The sequence below is a fragment of the Paenibacillus jepli genome, from assembly GCF_047238105.1.
In the GTDB taxonomy this organism is placed as follows: domain Bacteria; phylum Bacillota; class Bacilli; order Paenibacillales; family Paenibacillaceae; genus Paenibacillus_D.
This window is the reverse complement of the sequence record NZ_JBDFMD010000001.1, coordinates 1,997,523-2,015,174: the sequence shown is the minus strand read 5'-3', so window position 1 is coordinate 2,015,174 and position 17,652 is coordinate 1,997,523. Positions and strand designations below refer to the sequence as shown.

Annotated in this window: 11 protein-coding genes; 9 read left to right on the top strand and 2 right to left on the bottom strand. The window is 58.3% G+C overall.

The features are described 5' to 3' along the window. Positions 1 to 530: 530 nt before the first annotated feature. The 9 genes from ABC336_RS09025 (at position 531) to ABC336_RS08985 (ending at position 15,044) form a co-directional block, all read left to right on the top strand. Positions 531 to 2,330 carry an alpha-helical endospore appendage domain-containing protein gene (locus ABC336_RS09025; protein ID WP_413238345.1) on the top strand — a complete coding sequence of 600 codons (1,800 nt, stop codon included), beginning with the start codon at positions 531 to 533 and terminating at the stop codon, positions 2,328 to 2,330. A gap of 383 nt (positions 2,331 to 2,713) precedes the next feature. Further along, on the top strand, positions 2,714 to 3,484 hold the full coding sequence (locus ABC336_RS09020; protein WP_413238344.1) for a GntR family transcriptional regulator: 771 nt from the start codon (positions 2,714 to 2,716) through the stop codon (positions 3,482 to 3,484). 184 nt (positions 3,485 to 3,668) lie between these two features. Further along, a complete protein-coding gene (locus tag ABC336_RS09015; RefSeq protein ID WP_413238343.1) occupies positions 3,669 to 5,312 on the top strand; it encodes an extracellular solute-binding protein in 1,644 nt (547 codons plus the stop codon). Between the two features lie 138 nt (positions 5,313 to 5,450). Further along, on the top strand, positions 5,451 to 6,386 hold the full coding sequence (locus tag ABC336_RS09010) for an ABC transporter permease (protein WP_413238342.1): 936 nt from the start codon (positions 5,451 to 5,453) through the stop codon (positions 6,384 to 6,386). A 15-nt stretch (positions 6,387 to 6,401) separates the two neighbouring features. After that, the gene (locus tag ABC336_RS09005; RefSeq protein ID WP_413238341.1) at positions 6,402 to 7,298 is read left to right on the top strand and encodes a carbohydrate ABC transporter permease; all 897 of its coding nucleotides are present in this window, start codon (positions 6,402 to 6,404) and stop codon (positions 7,296 to 7,298) included. A gap of 264 nt (positions 7,299 to 7,562) precedes the next feature. Further along, positions 7,563 to 9,491, top strand: a complete 1,929-nt coding sequence (locus tag ABC336_RS09000) for a CehA/McbA family metallohydrolase (protein ID WP_413238340.1) — start codon at positions 7,563 to 7,565, stop codon at positions 9,489 to 9,491. A gap of 14 nt (positions 9,492 to 9,505) precedes the next feature. Beyond that, positions 9,506 to 10,027 (top strand): MgtC/SapB family protein, encoded by a 522-nt coding sequence (locus ABC336_RS08995; protein ID WP_413238339.1) that lies wholly within the window; start codon positions 9,506 to 9,508, stop codon positions 10,025 to 10,027. A 305-nt stretch (positions 10,028 to 10,332) separates the two neighbouring features. Then, the gene (locus tag ABC336_RS08990) at positions 10,333 to 11,118 is read left to right on the top strand and encodes a GntR family transcriptional regulator (protein ID WP_413238338.1); all 786 of its coding nucleotides are present in this window, start codon (positions 10,333 to 10,335) and stop codon (positions 11,116 to 11,118) included. Positions 11,119 to 11,366: 248 nt separating this feature from the next. Continuing rightward, positions 11,367 to 15,044: a phosphodiester glycosidase family protein gene (locus ABC336_RS08985; protein ID WP_413238337.1), complete on the top strand. Its 3,678-nt coding sequence runs from the start codon at positions 11,367 to 11,369 to the stop codon at positions 15,042 to 15,044. 460 nt (positions 15,045 to 15,504) lie between these two features. Here the strand turns inward: ABC336_RS08985 and ABC336_RS08980 are convergent, their stop codons facing one another. Further along, a complete protein-coding gene (locus ABC336_RS08980; RefSeq protein ID WP_413238336.1) occupies positions 15,505 to 16,380 on the bottom strand; it encodes a carbohydrate ABC transporter permease in 876 nt (291 codons plus the stop codon). A 111-nt stretch (positions 16,381 to 16,491) separates the two neighbouring features. Next, complete coding sequence (locus tag ABC336_RS08975; protein WP_413238335.1) at positions 16,492 to 17,424, bottom strand: ABC transporter permease; 933 nt, start codon at positions 17,422 to 17,424, stop codon at positions 16,492 to 16,494. Positions 17,425 to 17,652: the final 228 nt, after the last annotated feature.

The window sequence follows — 17,652 nt, the reverse complement described above, 5'->3', positions numbered from 1 at the left end:
TGAAGCCCTTCATGATCTTGATGTTTCTTTCGTTGACCCCCTTAGAGACGACGAGGTCGTTTTATCTTGAAAAATAAGACCCCCATGCCGCTGCTCAACTACTTGTCTTATTGTACTCCGGAATGAAACTTGCTGTGCCGTATGCTTTTGAAGCCATTTTGCTTTGCGAAACTTTTCGGCGTAGCCGTTTCACTTTATAGAACAACATGTCCGAACGATAAAGTAGCGGATCGCTCTAAGCCCCAAAACGGTACTTACAGCCCCGCTCCGACGCCCGTGCGGAGCAAGGTCCTTGCCAAGCCTAAGCCTATTCGCAGACGTGGCATGGGGCGAAAGTAGCCGGCGGCCGTGTGACAGGGCCGAGTGGCGAAGGGTCCTCCCGCCTCAGCCGGGCAGAAGCAGGAGGTGGAGTGTTCAAGGAAAAGTGTACGCGAAAAAACATTGCGCTAAGGTGTAATGCACATGCAAAAAGAAAGACGGTGAATAGGATGAGGAGATAATGTAATTCGATAGGCAAGGAGGTTCAACTGATGTCACAAGGTAACATTCCTAATATTACCCCCGTCATTACAATCACTCGAGATGATGCGGTCACTTTATTGTTATCTTCCATAGCCATGGAAGAATTGGGATTAAGTCATATCATCAACGCCGAAGGGGAGAAGCTCCAGTACATCCTGGGGACGCTCCCTGGGCTGACGGGGCCGCCTGCTACCATAAGCGATATTCTCAATGTCAATGCTAGCGTCAGGGATACGATTCGTGCGCTGACACAGAAAGAGTGGCTCCTGCAAAACAAGCTGGACAGCATCTTGTCTACGCCGATATCGATTGGTCCTACAGGAGCAACAGGGCCCACTGGTCCGTCGGGAGGTCCTCCCGGTCCGACCGGCGCGACAGGGGCAACGGGTGCTACGGGAGCAACAGGAGCAACGGGGCCGACGGGGACCTTTGATCCCGGTACGGTGCTGTTCAATGTCCTTGGTCCAACGGGCGCGGCAACGGTGGAACTCGGTGAGAACATAACCTTCTCATCGGACACGTTGGATATCCTCGTCACGCAAGGGTCCGCCAACGTATCGATCGAGAGCCGGAACGTAACCGGCCCGACTGGCGTTGCTGGAGCCACGGGTGCGACAGGCGCAACTGGAGCGACTGGCCCGACCGGAGCAGGCGAGACCGGAGCAACGGGAGCTACTGGAGCGACGGGTGCGACGGGTTCAACAGGAGCGACTGGCCCGACGGGGGCAGGCGAGACCGGAGCAACGGGAGCCACCGGAGCGACGGGTGCGACGGGCTCAACAGGAGCGACTGGCCCGACGGGGGCAGGCGAGACCGGAGCAACGGGGGCTGCCGGAGCCACGGGTGCGACGGGCTCAACAGGAGCGACTGGCCCGACGGGGGCAGGCGAGACCGGAGCGACAGGAGCAACAGGAGCGACGGGTGCGACGGGCTCAACAGGAGCGACTGGCCCGACGGGGGCAGGCGAGACCGGAGCAACGGGGGCTACCGGAGCGACGGGTGCGACAGGCGCAACAGGAGCGACTGGCCCGACGGGAGTGGGTGTCACGGGTGCGACGGGAGCCACCGGAGCTACCGGAGCGACAGGTCCGACCGGAGTGCTTGGCCCCAATCCTTTTGATGTGTATGTACTGGCAGGATCGGTTGGCGGAAACGGTACACAGGCCAGTCCGTTTGGCACGATACAAGAAGGTGTAACGGCTGTGTCGCCGACGGGCACCGTGCATATTCTCGGTGGTACCTACCCTGTTGCTACACAGATTGTAGTTAACAAGGCCGGTGTCGTGCTCAAAGGATACCCAGGCACACTGATCTCCCTGCAGGCCGCTACGATTCTCTTTCTCGTTACCGGCAATGGGATCACTTTGGACGGTCTAACGATTACAAGCAATGCTGCCTATGCAGTGGAATTCATCCAACTGGCGGGAACAAATCATAAGCTGGTGAACAACGTTATCTTTGGCCCTCCGCAAGCAGGACCATCAACCGGCTGGGTTGTGAATCGTGGCTTTGTGACACAGTCCAATGTAGTGAATCTGATTGTTCAGAACAATCTATTTTATTCACTGCGGCAGCCAGCCTATTTGAATCCAAACTCAACAGGAAATATTCTGAATAATGTTGTATACAACACGCGTGGGTTTGTAGTGGATGGAGCTGTCTTTGTCTTCTCGGGCAATGCATGGGGAAGCCCGGTCAACGCAGTGGATATTGCACTCTTAGTCGGTACGGTAGCTGGTCCCCCCTATGATCCGTTAGCTGAATTGGCGGACAATAACAGTAATGCTTCGATCAGCGACCAGCGTTAAGCGAGCCCTCCTGCTACGCTGCCATACTGACCAGTATGAAACCAAGCTCTCAAGGCTCTTGCCTTGGGGGCTTGGTTTGTTTCAAATATAAGAAAGTATATGTTTACACATCTACTTGGCTTCTATTTCTCCGGAATGAAACTTGCGACGCCGCCAGAGGACGGCGATAGCCGTTTCACCTTGTTTATGTACACAACCCCTCTTTACATCACCTTAACATAACTCCTTATGTCAACTTATCTGTCTGCAGCTTTGTTTTTCTTTTGTAAAATGGATTGACAGACTTATTATTATGATATAATGTTATAACCAGTTAGACGAAAGTGGTTATATCCTTTCGACACAATTCTACACGATACGACGAATTATTTGGAGGCGCTCAAGTGTTAGACGAAACGCTGCCTGTAACGCTGCAGTTTCAGCTGCGTAGCAGGATATTGGAAAAAATCGAACAAAAATTTTGGCCGCCCGGCGCCCAGATTACCAGCGAGCGGGAGCTGTGCGAGGAGTACGGCGTCAGCCGGATGACGGTAAGAGAGGTGCTGCGGGCACTCGTCCAGGAAGGCGTCCTGGTGCGCAAGCAGGGAAGAGGCACCTATGTGTCGCTGCCGAAGTTCGAGCATGAACTGACCAGCTCGTACAGTCTCTCCCGTGAGATCGAACGCGAAGGGCTGCGGTCCCACTTCCAGCTGCTGGACTTCAAGAAGTATGCCGCGCCGGTGTTCCTGCGTCCGGTGTTCGCCCTCTCAGCCGACGATCCCGTCTACGAGATCACCCGGCTGCGTTATATCGGCGATGAGCTGTTCGCCTGGGAGCGGGCCTATACGCCCTGCAAGCTGCTGGAAGGGGCGGGCGAAGAGGAGCTGCAGCGGGAAGGGCTCTATCCTACCGTATACCGCGCCTCGGGTCTGATCGCCGAGACGGCCGAGGTGGAGACCGAAGCGGTCAACTGTCCGCCGGAGATCGCCGAGCTGCTCGGGATCAAGAAGAAGACGGCTGTGCTGCACCTGACCCGCATTACCAAGGCGCAGGGGCAGAGCATCGAATATTGCGAGAGCTATGTCCGCAGCGAGAAGTACAAATACAAGTACAAGCAAGCTTTGCGCAAGAAGGCTTTCCAGGATCGCGACGGCCTGCATCTCGACGGCATGTAACCGCAACCCCAGCCGCTTGGTACAGCCGGAGCCCGCCAAAGGGACGGGATTCGGTTCATAGTATCAAATTTATATGTGTATTGGGATCCCCGCAGAGCACCTGATTAGGCTGTGATGCGAAGACGCCACTTTGTGGGGATCTCTTACCTTATATTAAGCTTCATCATACAAGGAGGGTATTGTTTTGAGAAAAGTCAGTTCGTCACTAGCGTTCGTCCTGCTGTCCAGTATGATCTTGTCCGCCTGCAGCGGCAACAACGGTCCGTCGGGTGCACCCGAGGATACGCCGGCGCCAGGCAATAGCGGGAATAGTCAGGCTGCTGAGGTGGTAAACGCATCGGGCTTCCCTATCGTGGACGAGCCGATCACGCTTCGTGCGATGGTACAGCTGAGTCCCGTGCAGCCAACCGACTGGAACGACATCCTGATCTGGCAGGAGTATGAGAAGATGACGGGCATCCGCATCGACTGGGAAGCCTACACCGCCGCAGACATTACCGAGAAGCGCAATCTGGCGCTGGCCAGCGACCAGCTGCCGGATATTTTCTACCGCACCCGGATGCCGGACAACGACGTGGACAAATATGGCGTCGAAGGCTCGTTCGTCCGTCTCAACGATCTGATCGATCAATACGCTCCCAACTTCAAGGCGGTGCTGGAGAAGTATGATGATGTGCGCAAAGGTGTGGCTACCGCCGATGGCAGCATCTACGCTTTGCCGAATCTGACCGATTCGCCGAGTATCGAGATTACCCGCAAGCTGTTCCTGAACACGGACTGGCTGGAGAAGACGGGCCAGCAGATGCCGACGACGATCGATGAGCTCTATGAGGTGCTGGTCGCCTTCCGCGACGGCGATCCCAACGGCAACGGCCAGCAGGACGAGATCCCGCTCGCTGCCGACTCGCTCGATGAGCTCCTACTGGTGCTGCGTGGAGCATACGGCCTGGGCAACATGGGGATCGGCAACAATAACTGGGATATCGATCCGGACTCCGGCGAGCTGCGCTTCTTCCCGGCCAGCGAGCGCTATATGGAGCTGCTGACCTTCGTGAACAAGCTGTATGCCGAGAAGCTGATCGACCAGGAGATCTTTACAACCTCCGGCACAGACGTGCTGGCCAAGAACGAGCAGAACCGGCTCGGCGGCTTCTCCTTCGGCAATGTCGTCGGACGCGCCAACTCCAACGCGGACAGCTTCGCCGGACTGGATGCGGCGCTGACCGGACCGCATGGCGACCAGTTGTACACAAGCGCGCGCGGCCATCTGGGCGCCCGGGGGGCCTTCATGATCAGCAAGTCCAATCCGCATCCCGAAGCCTCGATGCGCTGGATTGATCATTTTTACAGCGATGAGGGCATCCGCATGCTCTACCTGGGCATCGAAGGCGAGACGTATGCCAAGGATGCGGACGGCAATTATGATTTCCTGCCAGAGATCGTAGACAATATTCCGGAGGGCTCCTCCTTTGACCAGGTGGTATCGCAGTACGTGCCTTATGCTGGCGGCTCGATCCCGACGCTGATCATGGAAGACTACTTCAAGGGCGGCGAGACCCAGCCGTCGGCCAAAGCTGCAGCTGAGAATCTGGCGCCGTACCTGCCGGATGAGCTGTGGGCGCCGTTCAGCTTCACCACGGAGGAAGCGGACGAGAAGCTGGCGATCGAAGCGGATATCAACGCGTTGGTTACGCAGCGGACGGCCGAGTTCGTCCAGGGCAAGGCTTCGCTGGCGGACTTCAGCACCTATGTGACCCAGCTCGAGCGCATGGGCCTGAACCGGCTGAAAGAGATCTACGAAGCGGGTTACGCACGCTACCAGGAATAGCCGAGAAGATAGCAGAGGAGGATCCGGAACAGGCGGGATCGGCCAGGAACCGATTGGAGGCGATCCCGTCTCCTCTCCTCGACTACTTGTCTCTAAGCAATAGCACAACATAGCTTCCTTCATCAAAGGAGTGTGGATATGGCCTCAAGTTACGAAAGGGGAAGCCGGAGGGCGCTGCTGCCGCGCTCGGTACGCAAAAATTGGGATCTCTATCTGCTTATTTTGCCGGTTGTCGTCTATTTTCTATTGATCAAATATTTGCCGATGTACGGCATCCAGATCGCCTTCAAGGACTTCTCGGCAGCCAAAGGCATCTGGGGCAGCGACTGGGTCGGCTTCAAGCACTTTATCCGTTTCTTCAATAATTATCAGTTCTGGACGCTCATCCGCAATACGATCGGCATCAGTCTCTACCAGATTGCCGTCGCCTTCCCGATCCCGATCCTGTTCGCCCTCTTGGTCAATGAGGTGCAGAGCAAGTGGTTCAAAAAGAGCGTGCAATCGATCACGTTCATGCCGCATTTCCTCTCCACAGTCGTGCTGGTCGGGATGCTGATGGCGTTCCTGTCGCCTTCGACAGGACTGGTGAACAACATCATCAAGCTGTTCGGCGGCGATCCGGTCTACTTCATGACCGAGCCGGGCATGTTCAAGTCGATCTATGTGTTCTCGGACATCTGGCAGAACATGGGCTTTGCCTCTGTCCTGTATATCGCCGTGCTGGCGGGCATCGACAAGTCGCTCTACGAAGCGGCGATGATCGACGGGGCGACCAAGCTGCAGCGGCTCATCCATATCGCCATCCCGTCCCTGATCCCGACGGCGATCATCATGCTGATCTTCCAGTTCGGCTCGATGATGGATATCGGCTTCGAGAAAATCTACCTGATGCAAAATGATCTCAACTATTCCGCCTCGACGGTGATCTCCACTTACGTGTACGAGATCGGCCTGCTGGGGTCGCAATTCAGCTTCTCTGCAGCGGTCGGCCTGTTCAACTCGGTGATCAACTTCATCCTGATCATCCTCGTGAACAGCGCAGCCAAGCGGATCAGCGGCACGAGTCTGTGGTGATGGAGGGAGCAACCAATGGAACATACCAAATCAACCAGTGTGGGTGACCGCATCTACGATTTTGTCATCTATGCGATCCTGACCGTCGTCATGCTCGGCACGCTGTATCCGCTCCTGTATATTGTCAGCGCTTCGATCAGCGATCCGCTGGCGATCGCCAGAGGCGAGCTGTGGCTATGGCCCAAGGACATCACGTTCAGCGCCTACGAGCGAGTGCTGCAGAACCCGGATATTCTGATGGGCTACCGCAACTCCATCATCTATCTGGTGGTCGGCACCTCGATCAATCTGATCATGACGACGATGGGCGCGTACGCGCTCTCGCGCAAGGACTTCAGGGGACGTTATGTACTGACGCTCATCTTCACCTTCACCATGCTGTTCAACGGCGGTCTGATCCCTACTTACCTGGTGTACAAGAACATGCTGGGTCTGTACAACAATCTGTGGGTCATGGTCATCCCCGCTGCGGTGAGCATCTGGAACCTGATCATCATGCGCACCTACTTCCAGACCTCGATTCCTTACGAGCTGCAGGAAGCGGCGTTTATGGACGGGTGCAGCAATGTCCGGACGCTGGTCTCGGTCATCCTGCCGCTCTCCAAGCCGATCCTGGCGGTCATGGCGATGTACTACGGAGTCGCGCATTGGAACTCGTATTTTACGGCGCTGATCTATCTCAATGATTCGTGGCGACAGCCGCTGCAGATGGTGATCCGCACGATGCTCATCCAGGAGGATATGGGCGGGATGGCCGGGGGAAGCGGCGAGAGCATCGTCGAGCAGCTGCTGCTCATCGAAGGCATGCGCTATGCCATCATCGTCGTCTCGAGCCTGCCGATGCTGCTGGTCTATCCGATCGTTCAGAAGCATTTCGTCAAAGGCGTCATGATCGGCGCGGTCAAAGGGTGAAACGAGTTTATTGAATTACCCTAATAAAAGCAAGGTGGAAAAATGCAGGAGAGGACGGAATCGTTATGGATCAACGCTTTCTGAAAGAAAGCGACTTCGGAAGCTTTAGCTTGGAATGCTCGCCTTTGTCCCCGGATTTCACCCCCTAGAGGGATTAGATCAATCCAAGAAATCTGGGGACAACAGCGATCGGAATAACGATCCGTTCCACACAGGCCTATTTTACTCGGGGTTTCTAAATAAAATGCAAATGGGAGAGTGCTGATGGAAGACCTACAACACGAAGACGAACAGACGGTGCTGCTTAGTAGGGGCAAGCGCGCCTGGGCCGAGCAGGAAGTGCCGGGCCATGAAGCCAATCAGGCGGTAGATGGACGGGCGGATACGTGCTGGGCGGGCGCCCCTTACTACAAATGGTGGAAAGTCGATCTCGGCAGCCTCTGCCGCATCGACCGGTTGTTCATCCGTACCCAGGCGGAGAATGATGCAGACAACTACACCCGCTACTTCATCGAGACCAGCCCGGATGATCTGAACTGGACGCTGGCGGCGGACCGTACAGATGTGGATGCTCATGACAAAGGAGCAGGCCAGAGCTATGATACCGCGCTGACAGCCAGATATGTGCGCGTGACGCTGACTTACTGCTCATCCGGAGAGACGGTGCGGATCTATGATTTCCAGGTTTATGGCAAGGCGCTGGCCGAGCAACAGCCGGCCGTGGATCGCAGTGCGCCACACAAATTTGCAGCTGTGCATGCTGACGAAGTCCATGGCTTCGAGACCGCAGAGGCGGACGATATCGAGCCGGGCGCGACCTACCCCGTCCTCCGCAGCGGCACAGCCGGCAGTTACTTGGCCTACCGAGGCGTAGATCTGTCGAAGCAGGGTGTCGACCAGCTGCGCGGCATGTTCGGCTTCAGCGACCTGGACAAGTCGAAGCGGGTGACGCTGGAGGTGCGGCTGGACCGGCCAGACGGCGAGCTCGCAGGCGAGCTGGTGCTCTTCAAACAATGGAAGCGCTGGTCCAATCTCGCAGGTCAACTGTCGACTGCCGACCCGGCCCGGCTTGCCGGCATCCGCGATATCTATCTTGTACTGCGGGAAGCCGCTCCCGGCCAGGAGCTGATGATCCATTGGCTGGCATTTGCCCGGGGCACGGCGCTGCCTGAGCCTGCTCCCCGTTCCGAGGCGCTGCCGGCGCCGGAGGGAGAGTACCGGATATATTTTGGCAATCTGCATAGTCACACCGGATTGTCCGACGGCATCGGCACACCGGACGAAGCTTATGATCATGCCCGTTATGAGGCGGGACTGGATTTTCTGGCGATTACCGAGCACAGCAATCTGTACGACCACGACCTGGATTGGAACCGCAGCCGCAAGTGGGTCGATATCCAGCAGACGGCTGCACGCAAGACGGAAGACGGACGATTCCTCGCGCTCTATGGCGCGGAGACGACCTGGTACAACCAGTTTGGCCATATGAACACGTACAATATGGATTGCTTTATCAACGCATACGAAATCAAATATAATGACATCGCTCATTATTACCATACAATCAAGCAATACCCGGATTCGATCCAGCAGTGGAACCACCCGTGGTCCTGCGGCAACCGTCATCTGGACGGCTTCGATCCGTATGATGCCGAGCTGGACGAAGTGATGCATACGATCGAGATCAACACGATCGAGTCCAAGGAGCTGGGCGGTCTCTACTATTATGTCATGGCGCTCGACAAGGGCTGGCATGTGGCGCCCGTAGGCAGTCAGGACAATCACCACGGCCAATGGGGCTCGGAGAACACGCTGCGCACCGGCATCCTGGTGGATAAGCTGACGACCGAAGATTTCTATGACGCGCTCCGGCATCAGCGGGCATACTTCACCTCGGCGCTGCATCTGAACGTCTGGTTCCGGGTCAACGGCGCCATCATGGGCTCGCGCATCCCGCGCACCGAGACGATCGATATCGAGATCAATGCTTTGTACAGCATGCCGACCGACCAGCGGATCGTCCGCATGGAGATCATCGGCGAAGGGGGCCGGGTGCTGCATGCGATCGATCAGGACGGCGATGAACTGGATTACCGCGTATCGCTGGCATGGCCGGACCGCTACTGCTTCGTGAAGATCTACCAGGAGGACGGCGAGTTCGCAGCGACGGCACCGGTATGGCTTGAAGACTAAGGGGATGAAGCCTGATGGCTTGGATAGGCGAGCAATTGATGATGCATTTCGGCAAGTATGGTGAGGTCTATCTGCGGATTACGCTCAGCGCGTTCTGCGGCTTCATCATCGGCTGGGACCGGGAGGCCAAGAGCAAGCCGGCGGGGCTGAAGACGTATATGTTCGTCTGTGTCGCCAGCGCCCTCATCACCGTCATCTCGATCTACAGCGTCGGCAAGCTGAGCGGCATATACGCCAATACGATGATGGATCCGATGCGGCTCGCCGCACAGATCGTCACCGGGCTCGGCTTCCTGGGAGCCGGCGTGATCCTCAAGGACGGACTGCAGGTCAAGGGACTGACATCGGCGGCGATGATCCTGTTCGTCGGCGGCATCGGCATCGGGATCGGCGCAGGGTTCTACGGAGTCGTGCTGTTCGCAGTCGCCCTGTGCATGACGATGGCGAGGATCGCCAACCGGATCGAGAAGCAGCGGTATCGCAAGGATCTCGCGCTGCATGCGAGGCGTTCCGACGTGCAGGAATTAAGCAAATAAGCGTGGATCTGCGCAAGCGGCGCCTGGCAACGGCATCTGGCAATGGAACCTGTGCAACGGCGCCTGTGCGGCTCGGCTAGGCACCTGGCGGCAGCTCGGACGGCTCGCTGCGCGGGGACGCGGCAGCTTGCATGCATCAACCAGGGCAGCCGAGGCTGCCATCGCTTGTGCCGCTCCCTAGCACGCAGCGTTCGGCCTTCTCATTGACAATCGACTGGCTATATTATAACGTTATGACCAGTTGGTTAGAGTGCGGCAGCGTGACTTATCGTCGCTAAGCCCACTTCGGTGAAGGAGGAGAACCTATGCTTGATGACACATTGCCCGTGACGCTGCAGTTTCAACTGCGCAGCAAGCTGCTGGAGAAGATCGACGGCCGCGTCTGGACGCCGGGGACCCAGATCCCCAGCGAGCGGGAGCTGTGCGCCGATTACGGCGTCAGCCGCATCACCGTTCGGGAAGTGCTCAAAACACTCGTACAGGAAGGCTATCTGATCCGCAAGCAAGGCAAGGGGACATTCGTCGCGATGCCCAAGTTTGAACATGAGCTCACCAGCTCGTACAGCCTGTCGCAGGAGATCGAGAAGGAAGGTCTGCAGTCGCAATTTCAGATGCTCGGATTCCGCAGATATCCGGTGCCTGACCGGCTGAAGCCGATCCTCGGTCTGAGCGGAGAAGATGAAGTATGCGAGATCACCCGGCTGCGGCTGATCAGCGACGAGCTGTTTGCCTGGGAGCGTGCGTACACCCCCGGTGTACTGCTGGAGGGCGTGACCGAGGAGCGGATCGCGAAGTCCGGGCTGTACTTCTCCATCTATCGCAGCTCGGGCTTCAGAGCGGAGGAGGCGGAAGTCGAGGTTGAGGCGGTCAATTGTCCGGACGAGATCGCGTCGCTTCTGAAGATCAAGAAGCAAGCGGCCGTTCTCTATCTGCGACGGCTGACGACCGCGCAGCAGCGCTGCATCGAATATTGCGAAAGCTATGTACGCAGCGAGACTTATAAGTACAAGTATAAGCAGCAGCTGCGCAAAAAGCCGTTCTATGACGAATCCTATGGCGGTTCCGCGAGCGCTCAGGAGTCGCAAGACTGAAGGATGTCGGCAAAGAAACGGGCAAGGCAGGACCGGGCACGCGCGATGTCCGGCTCCTTGCCCCAACCGCTGAGCGGCTGCAAACCGGAAAGGAGGCGATGCCAGGGTAGTCCATTCAGAGTATATAAGTCAGAATATTCTGTCTAATCAAACGGCAGCAAAGAAAACCTATGTGGTTCGGATGCTTCTCAAACCAGATTCCGATGACTCAGGTGTCTTTGTCATGCCCCAAAAAGGAGGCTTTATCAATGATACTTATGAAACGCTGGATGCATCTCGTCTTATCGCTGGCCCTTGTCCTGTCCTTGTCGCTGGGAGTTGCGCCTTATGCTCCGCTGCCAGTCCATGCTGCGGCTGCAGCAGAATCGACGGTTATCCAGAGTGCAGCCGATCTGGAACTCATCCGCAGTAATCCGAGCGGCAACTTCCGACTGGGGGCGGATATCTCGCTCACCGGCAGTTTTGAGCCGATCGCCAGCTTCAGCGGTACGCTGGATGGCGACGGCCACCGCATCACCGGATTGACGATCTCGGCGACCCCGGGTCAGCCGAAGGCGGCTTTTATCGTCGTCAATCACGGCCGGATCGAGCGGATCGGCTTTGAGGGGGTAGCGATTACAGGCCTTAGCACCGATTCGACTTACTGGGCCGGGGCCATCGCCGCTACCAACCGCGGGGAAATCCGGGAGAGCTATGTGACGGGCTCGGTTACGGGCGGTTACCGGAGCGCGGGCGTGGCGGTGACCAACTATGGCGTCGTCCGTCATGTGTACGCGGATGTCGAAGTGCAGGCGCTCGTGGAAAGCGGCGGCCTGGTGGCCGTCTCCGAGCCCGGCTCGCTGCTGGAGAGCTCGTATGTGATCCCGGATGTCCAATCGGTCCAGAACAATACCGGCGGGATCACGGCATATGCGTATACTGGAGCGATCATCCGCGACAATGCCGTGCTCGCCGGCAGTATCGACAATGGCGGCGGCACCAATATCGCCCGGATCGTCGGCCGCGTGAACGGGACGCCGACGCTGCAGAACAACCGGGCTTCGCAGCAAGCGCTCGTGCAGGGCAACCCGGTCAGCGGGGGCGCATTGACGGACCCGCAAGGGCTGACGACGACAGCGGCGGACCTGGCTCGCCCCGACGTCTATCTGAACGGTCTCGGCTGGAATTTCGCCACGGCGTGGCAGTGGAGCGCGGCGCTTGAGCGGCCGCAGCTGCGCGGCGCCCGTCAAGCGGCGCCGACGCCGATCGCGACGGCTGCCCAGCTGGAGCTGCTCCGTACGCAGCCGGACGGCGACTATGTGCTGACAGCCGACATCAACCTCTCCGGTTCGTTTGCGCCGATCGCCAGCTTCTCTGGGACGCTGGACGGCGACGGTCATCGCATCACCGGCCTCTCGATCACGGCTAGCGCCAGCGAGCCGAGGGCTGCGCTGATCGTCACCAACGAAGGCGTCATCGAACGATTGGGACTGGTGGACGTTGCGATTACAGGGCTGAGCACCAACTCCTCCTATTGGGCAGGCGGACTGGTCGCGGCCAATGAAGGCGTGATCCGCGAGAGCTTCGTCACCGGCTCCGTCACGGGCGGCTACCGCAGCGCGGGCATCGCGGTCACCAACTATGGGATCGTCCGCGACGTCTATGCCGACGTCCAGGTCCGTGCGCAGGTCGAGGCCGGCGGCCTCGTGGCGGTGTCCGAGCCGGACTCGCTGCTGAGCGGCTCGTATGCCGTGCCGGACGTGCGATCGGTGCAGAACAACACCGGCGGCATCACAGCCTATGCATACACCGGTGCGGTCATCCGCGACAATGCCGTGCTCGCCGGCAGTATCGACAACGGCAGCGGCAGCAACATCGCCCGCATCGTCGGCCGGGTGAACGGCACGCCGACGCTGCAGAACAACCGGGCTTCCTCGCAGACGACGGTGCTTGGCGCGCCGGTCAGCGGCGGCTCGCTGACGAGCGCCCAGGGACTGACGGTCAGCGACGCAAGCTTGAAGCAGCCTTCGGTCTATGAGCTGGACATGGGCTGGGATCTCTATGCGACCTGGGCCTGGAGCTCGGCGCTGCAGCGTCCGCAGCTGCGCACCGTGCGGGAGGCCGAGCCGACTCCGATCGCGACGGCTGCCCAGCTGGAGCTGCTCCGCAGCGCTCCCGCAGGCGATTACAGACTGACAGCGGATCTTGTCATGACCGAGGCTTTCGAGCCGATCCCTGCCTTCAGCGGCACGCTGGACGGCGACGGTCACACGATTACCGGCCTGCTCAGCGTCACGCGCACGGACCGTCCGACCTCCGCGCTGATCCTGGAGCTGACCGGGGTGATCGAGCGGGTAGGGCTGGTCGATGTCGCGATCGTCGGCAGCAGTGGTGCCACCACGCAGTGGGCGGGCGGCTTCGTGGCGACGAATCGCGGGACGATCCGCGAGAGCTTCGTCACGGGTGTCGTCACGGGCGGCTACCGGAGCGCGGGGATCGCGGTGCATAACCACGGCCGGATCCAGAACAGCTACGCCGACCTGATCGTCAAAGGACGCGGGGAAGCGGCATCGCTCGTAGCGGTGGCGGAGAGCGGCTCGCTGCTGCAGACCTCGTATGCCGTCCCCGACGTGCACTCGGAGCTCAACAATACCGGCGGTCTGACGGCTTATGCATACACCGGCGCGACGATCCGGCATAATACGCTGCTCGCCGGCCGTATCGACAACGGCGGCGGCAGCAACATCGCCCGCGTCACCGGACGTGTCAACGGCACCCCGGTCTTCGAGGGCAACCGCGCTTCCGAGAATGCGTTGGTGCAGGGTCAGATCGTCACGGGCGGGACGGCTGCGAACCGTCAGGGCCAGTCGGTCACGGACCAGACCCTTGCCCTCCAATCGACCTATGAAGGCACGCTCGGCTGGGATTTCGACCGGATCTGGCAGATGGAACCGCAGACGCAGCGGCCGGTGCTGCAAGCGTTCGAGCCGGTGCCGGAGCGGGAGACGCATCCGATCCTCTACCGTGTATTCCGCGATGAGAGCTGGACGCTCTCGGCAGGCGTCTCGCACCGGCAGATGGATTTTATCGATAGTAGAGGTCACGTACAGAAGGCAAATATTATCGACGCCGATCTGACGCTGCCGCAGAACAAAATCATCGTCGGCGTGAAGGACAATCAGGTGCCGCCGACCGACGAGAATGGCAACTATATCCGCATCGAGGATGAGAACGGCTCGGATGCGATCCGCGGTACGGTGCCGGAGCAGATGGAGACGACGATCCTGCCGGGCCGGGACGTCATCGCCGGCGTCAATGGCGAGTTCTATACCGAGCAGGGACCGGAAGGCTACATGATCAAGGATGGCTCCGATATCATCAACGGCGTGCGGGTACCGGGCGTCGACGGCAAAAACTATCCGTTCCACGGCTTCTTCGGCATCCGCGATGACGGCACCCCGCTCATCGGCAACTACAGCGACGACTGGGAGCGCGAGAAGGACAATCTGTTCCAGGCGTCCGGCGGTCAATACTGGATGGTCCAGAACGGCGTGGTGCAGGATTTCAACGGGCTGGTCATCTCGGATGAGAATCACCCGGACTTCGACTACGAGACCTACTACCGTCACAAGGACCGCCATCCGCGCACCGCAGCGGGGATCCGGGACGACGGCACTGTCTTCTTCGTCGTCGTGGACGGACGGGGCGCCAATGGCTCGGTCGGCTTCTATATCGAGGAGCTGGGACTGTATATGAAAGAGCTCGGCGCCGAAGAGGCGATCAATATGGACGGCGGCGGTTCATCGACGGCGGTGACGCGCAACAGCGTCACGGGCGCGTACGAGGTGAAGAACACGCCGATCAACCGGGTCGATGGCGTCAATACGCCTGGCGTCGCCCGGCGGGTGTTCTCCTCGCTGCTCGTCGTGGTTGATCAGCCGGAGTAAGCTGCAGCTTCTGTCTGCCTATGGGCCGACCCTCGGGCCGGCTCAGGCGGATGGATAGCAAAGGTTGGCTCGCGACATGCGGCCTAAGGCGCTAGCGTGTCCCTAGCGGCAGAAAGGGTCGTTGCAGCGTGCCGGATCAGCGCTAACGTGTCTCCAGCGGCAGAAAGGGTTGCTGAAGAGTGGCGACCCGTCACCAAAGTAACTCTAGCGGCACTAAAGGTCGCTGCCTTCGATTCAAAGTAATTAAACTAACATTTTGCCGGCCTTTTGGCCGGCTTTTTCGTGTCTGCATTCCTCGCTGCCCCGCCAATCCGCGCCAACGAACACGAAAAATCGTGTTCGTTGGCCGCAGCACCGCCTGCCCGCGTCAAACACTCCACGCAAGCGGCCGTTTCCTAATCTGCGCTTGACCCTTGCTCCTGCTCTTTACTCCTGCTTCCCACGCTCCAACTCTCCAACTCTACTCCTTCACCGACCCGATCAGCAGGCCCTTGATAAAGTACTTCTGCAGGAATGGATAGAACAGCACGATCGGACCGATCGTCAGGATCGCCGTCGCCATCTTCACCGACTCGCTGGGCAGCACGGCATTGATTCCCAGATCCATCGTGCTCTGCATGGACTGGATCATGCTGATCTCCGAGTTCAGCTTGAAGAGCAGATACTGCAGCGGATACAGCGCTTCACGGTCCACCAGCATGATGGCGTTGAACCAGTTGTTCCAGTAAGCGATGCCGTAGAACAGCGTGATCGTCGCCAGCACCGGCAGACTGAGCGGGAAGAAGATGCGGAAGGCGATATAGGCGTCGCCCGCCCCGTCGATACGCGCCGCTTCGGTCAGCGAAGGCGGGATCTGCCGCATATAGTTGCGCACCAGGAACAGATTGAACGGATTGAACAGCAGCGTCGGGATGATCAGCGCCCAGATCGTGTTGCGCAGTCCCAAGCCGGTGCTGATCAGATACCACGGCACGATGCCGGTGTTGAACACCATGGTGATGAAGAAGAAGACAGCCAGATGGTTACGGTAGCGCAGGTGGCTGCTGGAGAGCGTGTACCCCGCCAGTCCCGTAATCAACACTGCGATTGCTGTCCCGACCACCGTGACGATGATCGAGATCATATAGCTCTGATAGAGCGGCGTGCTGCCGAGCAGCAGCAGATTATAGGCGTCAAAGGAAAATTGCTCGGGCAGCAGCTGGTAACCGTTGCGCTGGATGGCCCGTTCATCGGTCATGGAGACCATCAGCACCAGCAGCATCGGCAAAGTACAGGCAAGGGACACTATCGTGATAAAAACATAGTTCAGGCTGTTAAATAACCGGTTGGCCGGCATGGGCCTCACCTCCTTATGAGAGTACATCGCGTTCCTACGCAGATTCCAAAAAAAGGTTGTCGAACTCGTATCGACATACCTACGCTGTCTGAAGCGTTCAGTCGCCTGCCTCTAGAACAGTGCATTATCCGGATTGATCTTGCGGACGATCAGGTTGCTGCCGAAGACGAGGATGAAGCCGACCACCGCCTGATACAGCCCGATCGCCATCGCCTGCGCGGGATTGCCGATATTGCGCAATGATCGGAAGACGTAGGTGTCGATGACATCCGTAGTCGGGTAGAGCAGACCGTTGTCCTTGACGATCGCATAGATCATATCAAAGCTGCCGTACATGATCTTGCCGAGCGCCAGCAGCGACAGGATCGAGATCGTCGGCAGGAGCAGCGGCAGCGTGATGTGGCGGATGAGCTGCCAGCGGCTGGCACCGTCGATGCGGGCGGCTTCGTAGTAGCTGCCGTCGATACCCGTGATCGCCGCCAGATAGATGACCAGCGAGATCCCGATATCTTTCCACACGTTGGCGCCGACGAGGATGGCCGTCCAATATTCCGGCGAAGCATACCAATTAATGGCGTTCATATCCAGCCAGGCCAAAAGCCGGTTGGCGATCCCGAACTCTGTAGAGAAGATACTGTAGACGATATAGCTGACGACGACCCAGGAGAGGAAGTGGGGGAACAGGATCGTCGACTGCGTGACTTTGGAAAATAGACGGCTGCGAAGCTCGTTGAAGAGAATAGCCAGGATGAGTGCGCACACGGTGCCGACAACAATGAACAGGATGTTCAGCTTAATCGTGGTCCAGGTAATCTGCCACGCCCGCGGCGAGGAGAAGAAGAACCGGAAGTTGTCCAGACCGACCCAGGGCGAGCCGAAGATGCCTGTCCGGTAATTGAACTTTTGAAACGCGATCACCATGTAAGGCATAGTCAGGTAACCGAACACAAGCGTATACAGCGCCGCCGGCACAGCAAGCAGATACGCCATACCGTTTTTGCGGAGCTCGCTGATCGGCGAATGTTTTTTGGCGGGTGAACTCATAGCTTCACGTCCTTACATCAGAGATTGGATTGGCGCTTATGTTCCTCAGTCTAAGGACAGCAGGGGCTCCGGGTAAACTTTGAATAGTCGATAAGGTCTACAAATGTACAATTTGAGCACTTCATTTTTGAACAATAGATTCGAAAATGAACACCGGGCTTCAACATGTTGCACTGTATCCGCTATAATCGTAGGACAAAATAAGAATGGGCGGAGGGGAGCGCGACA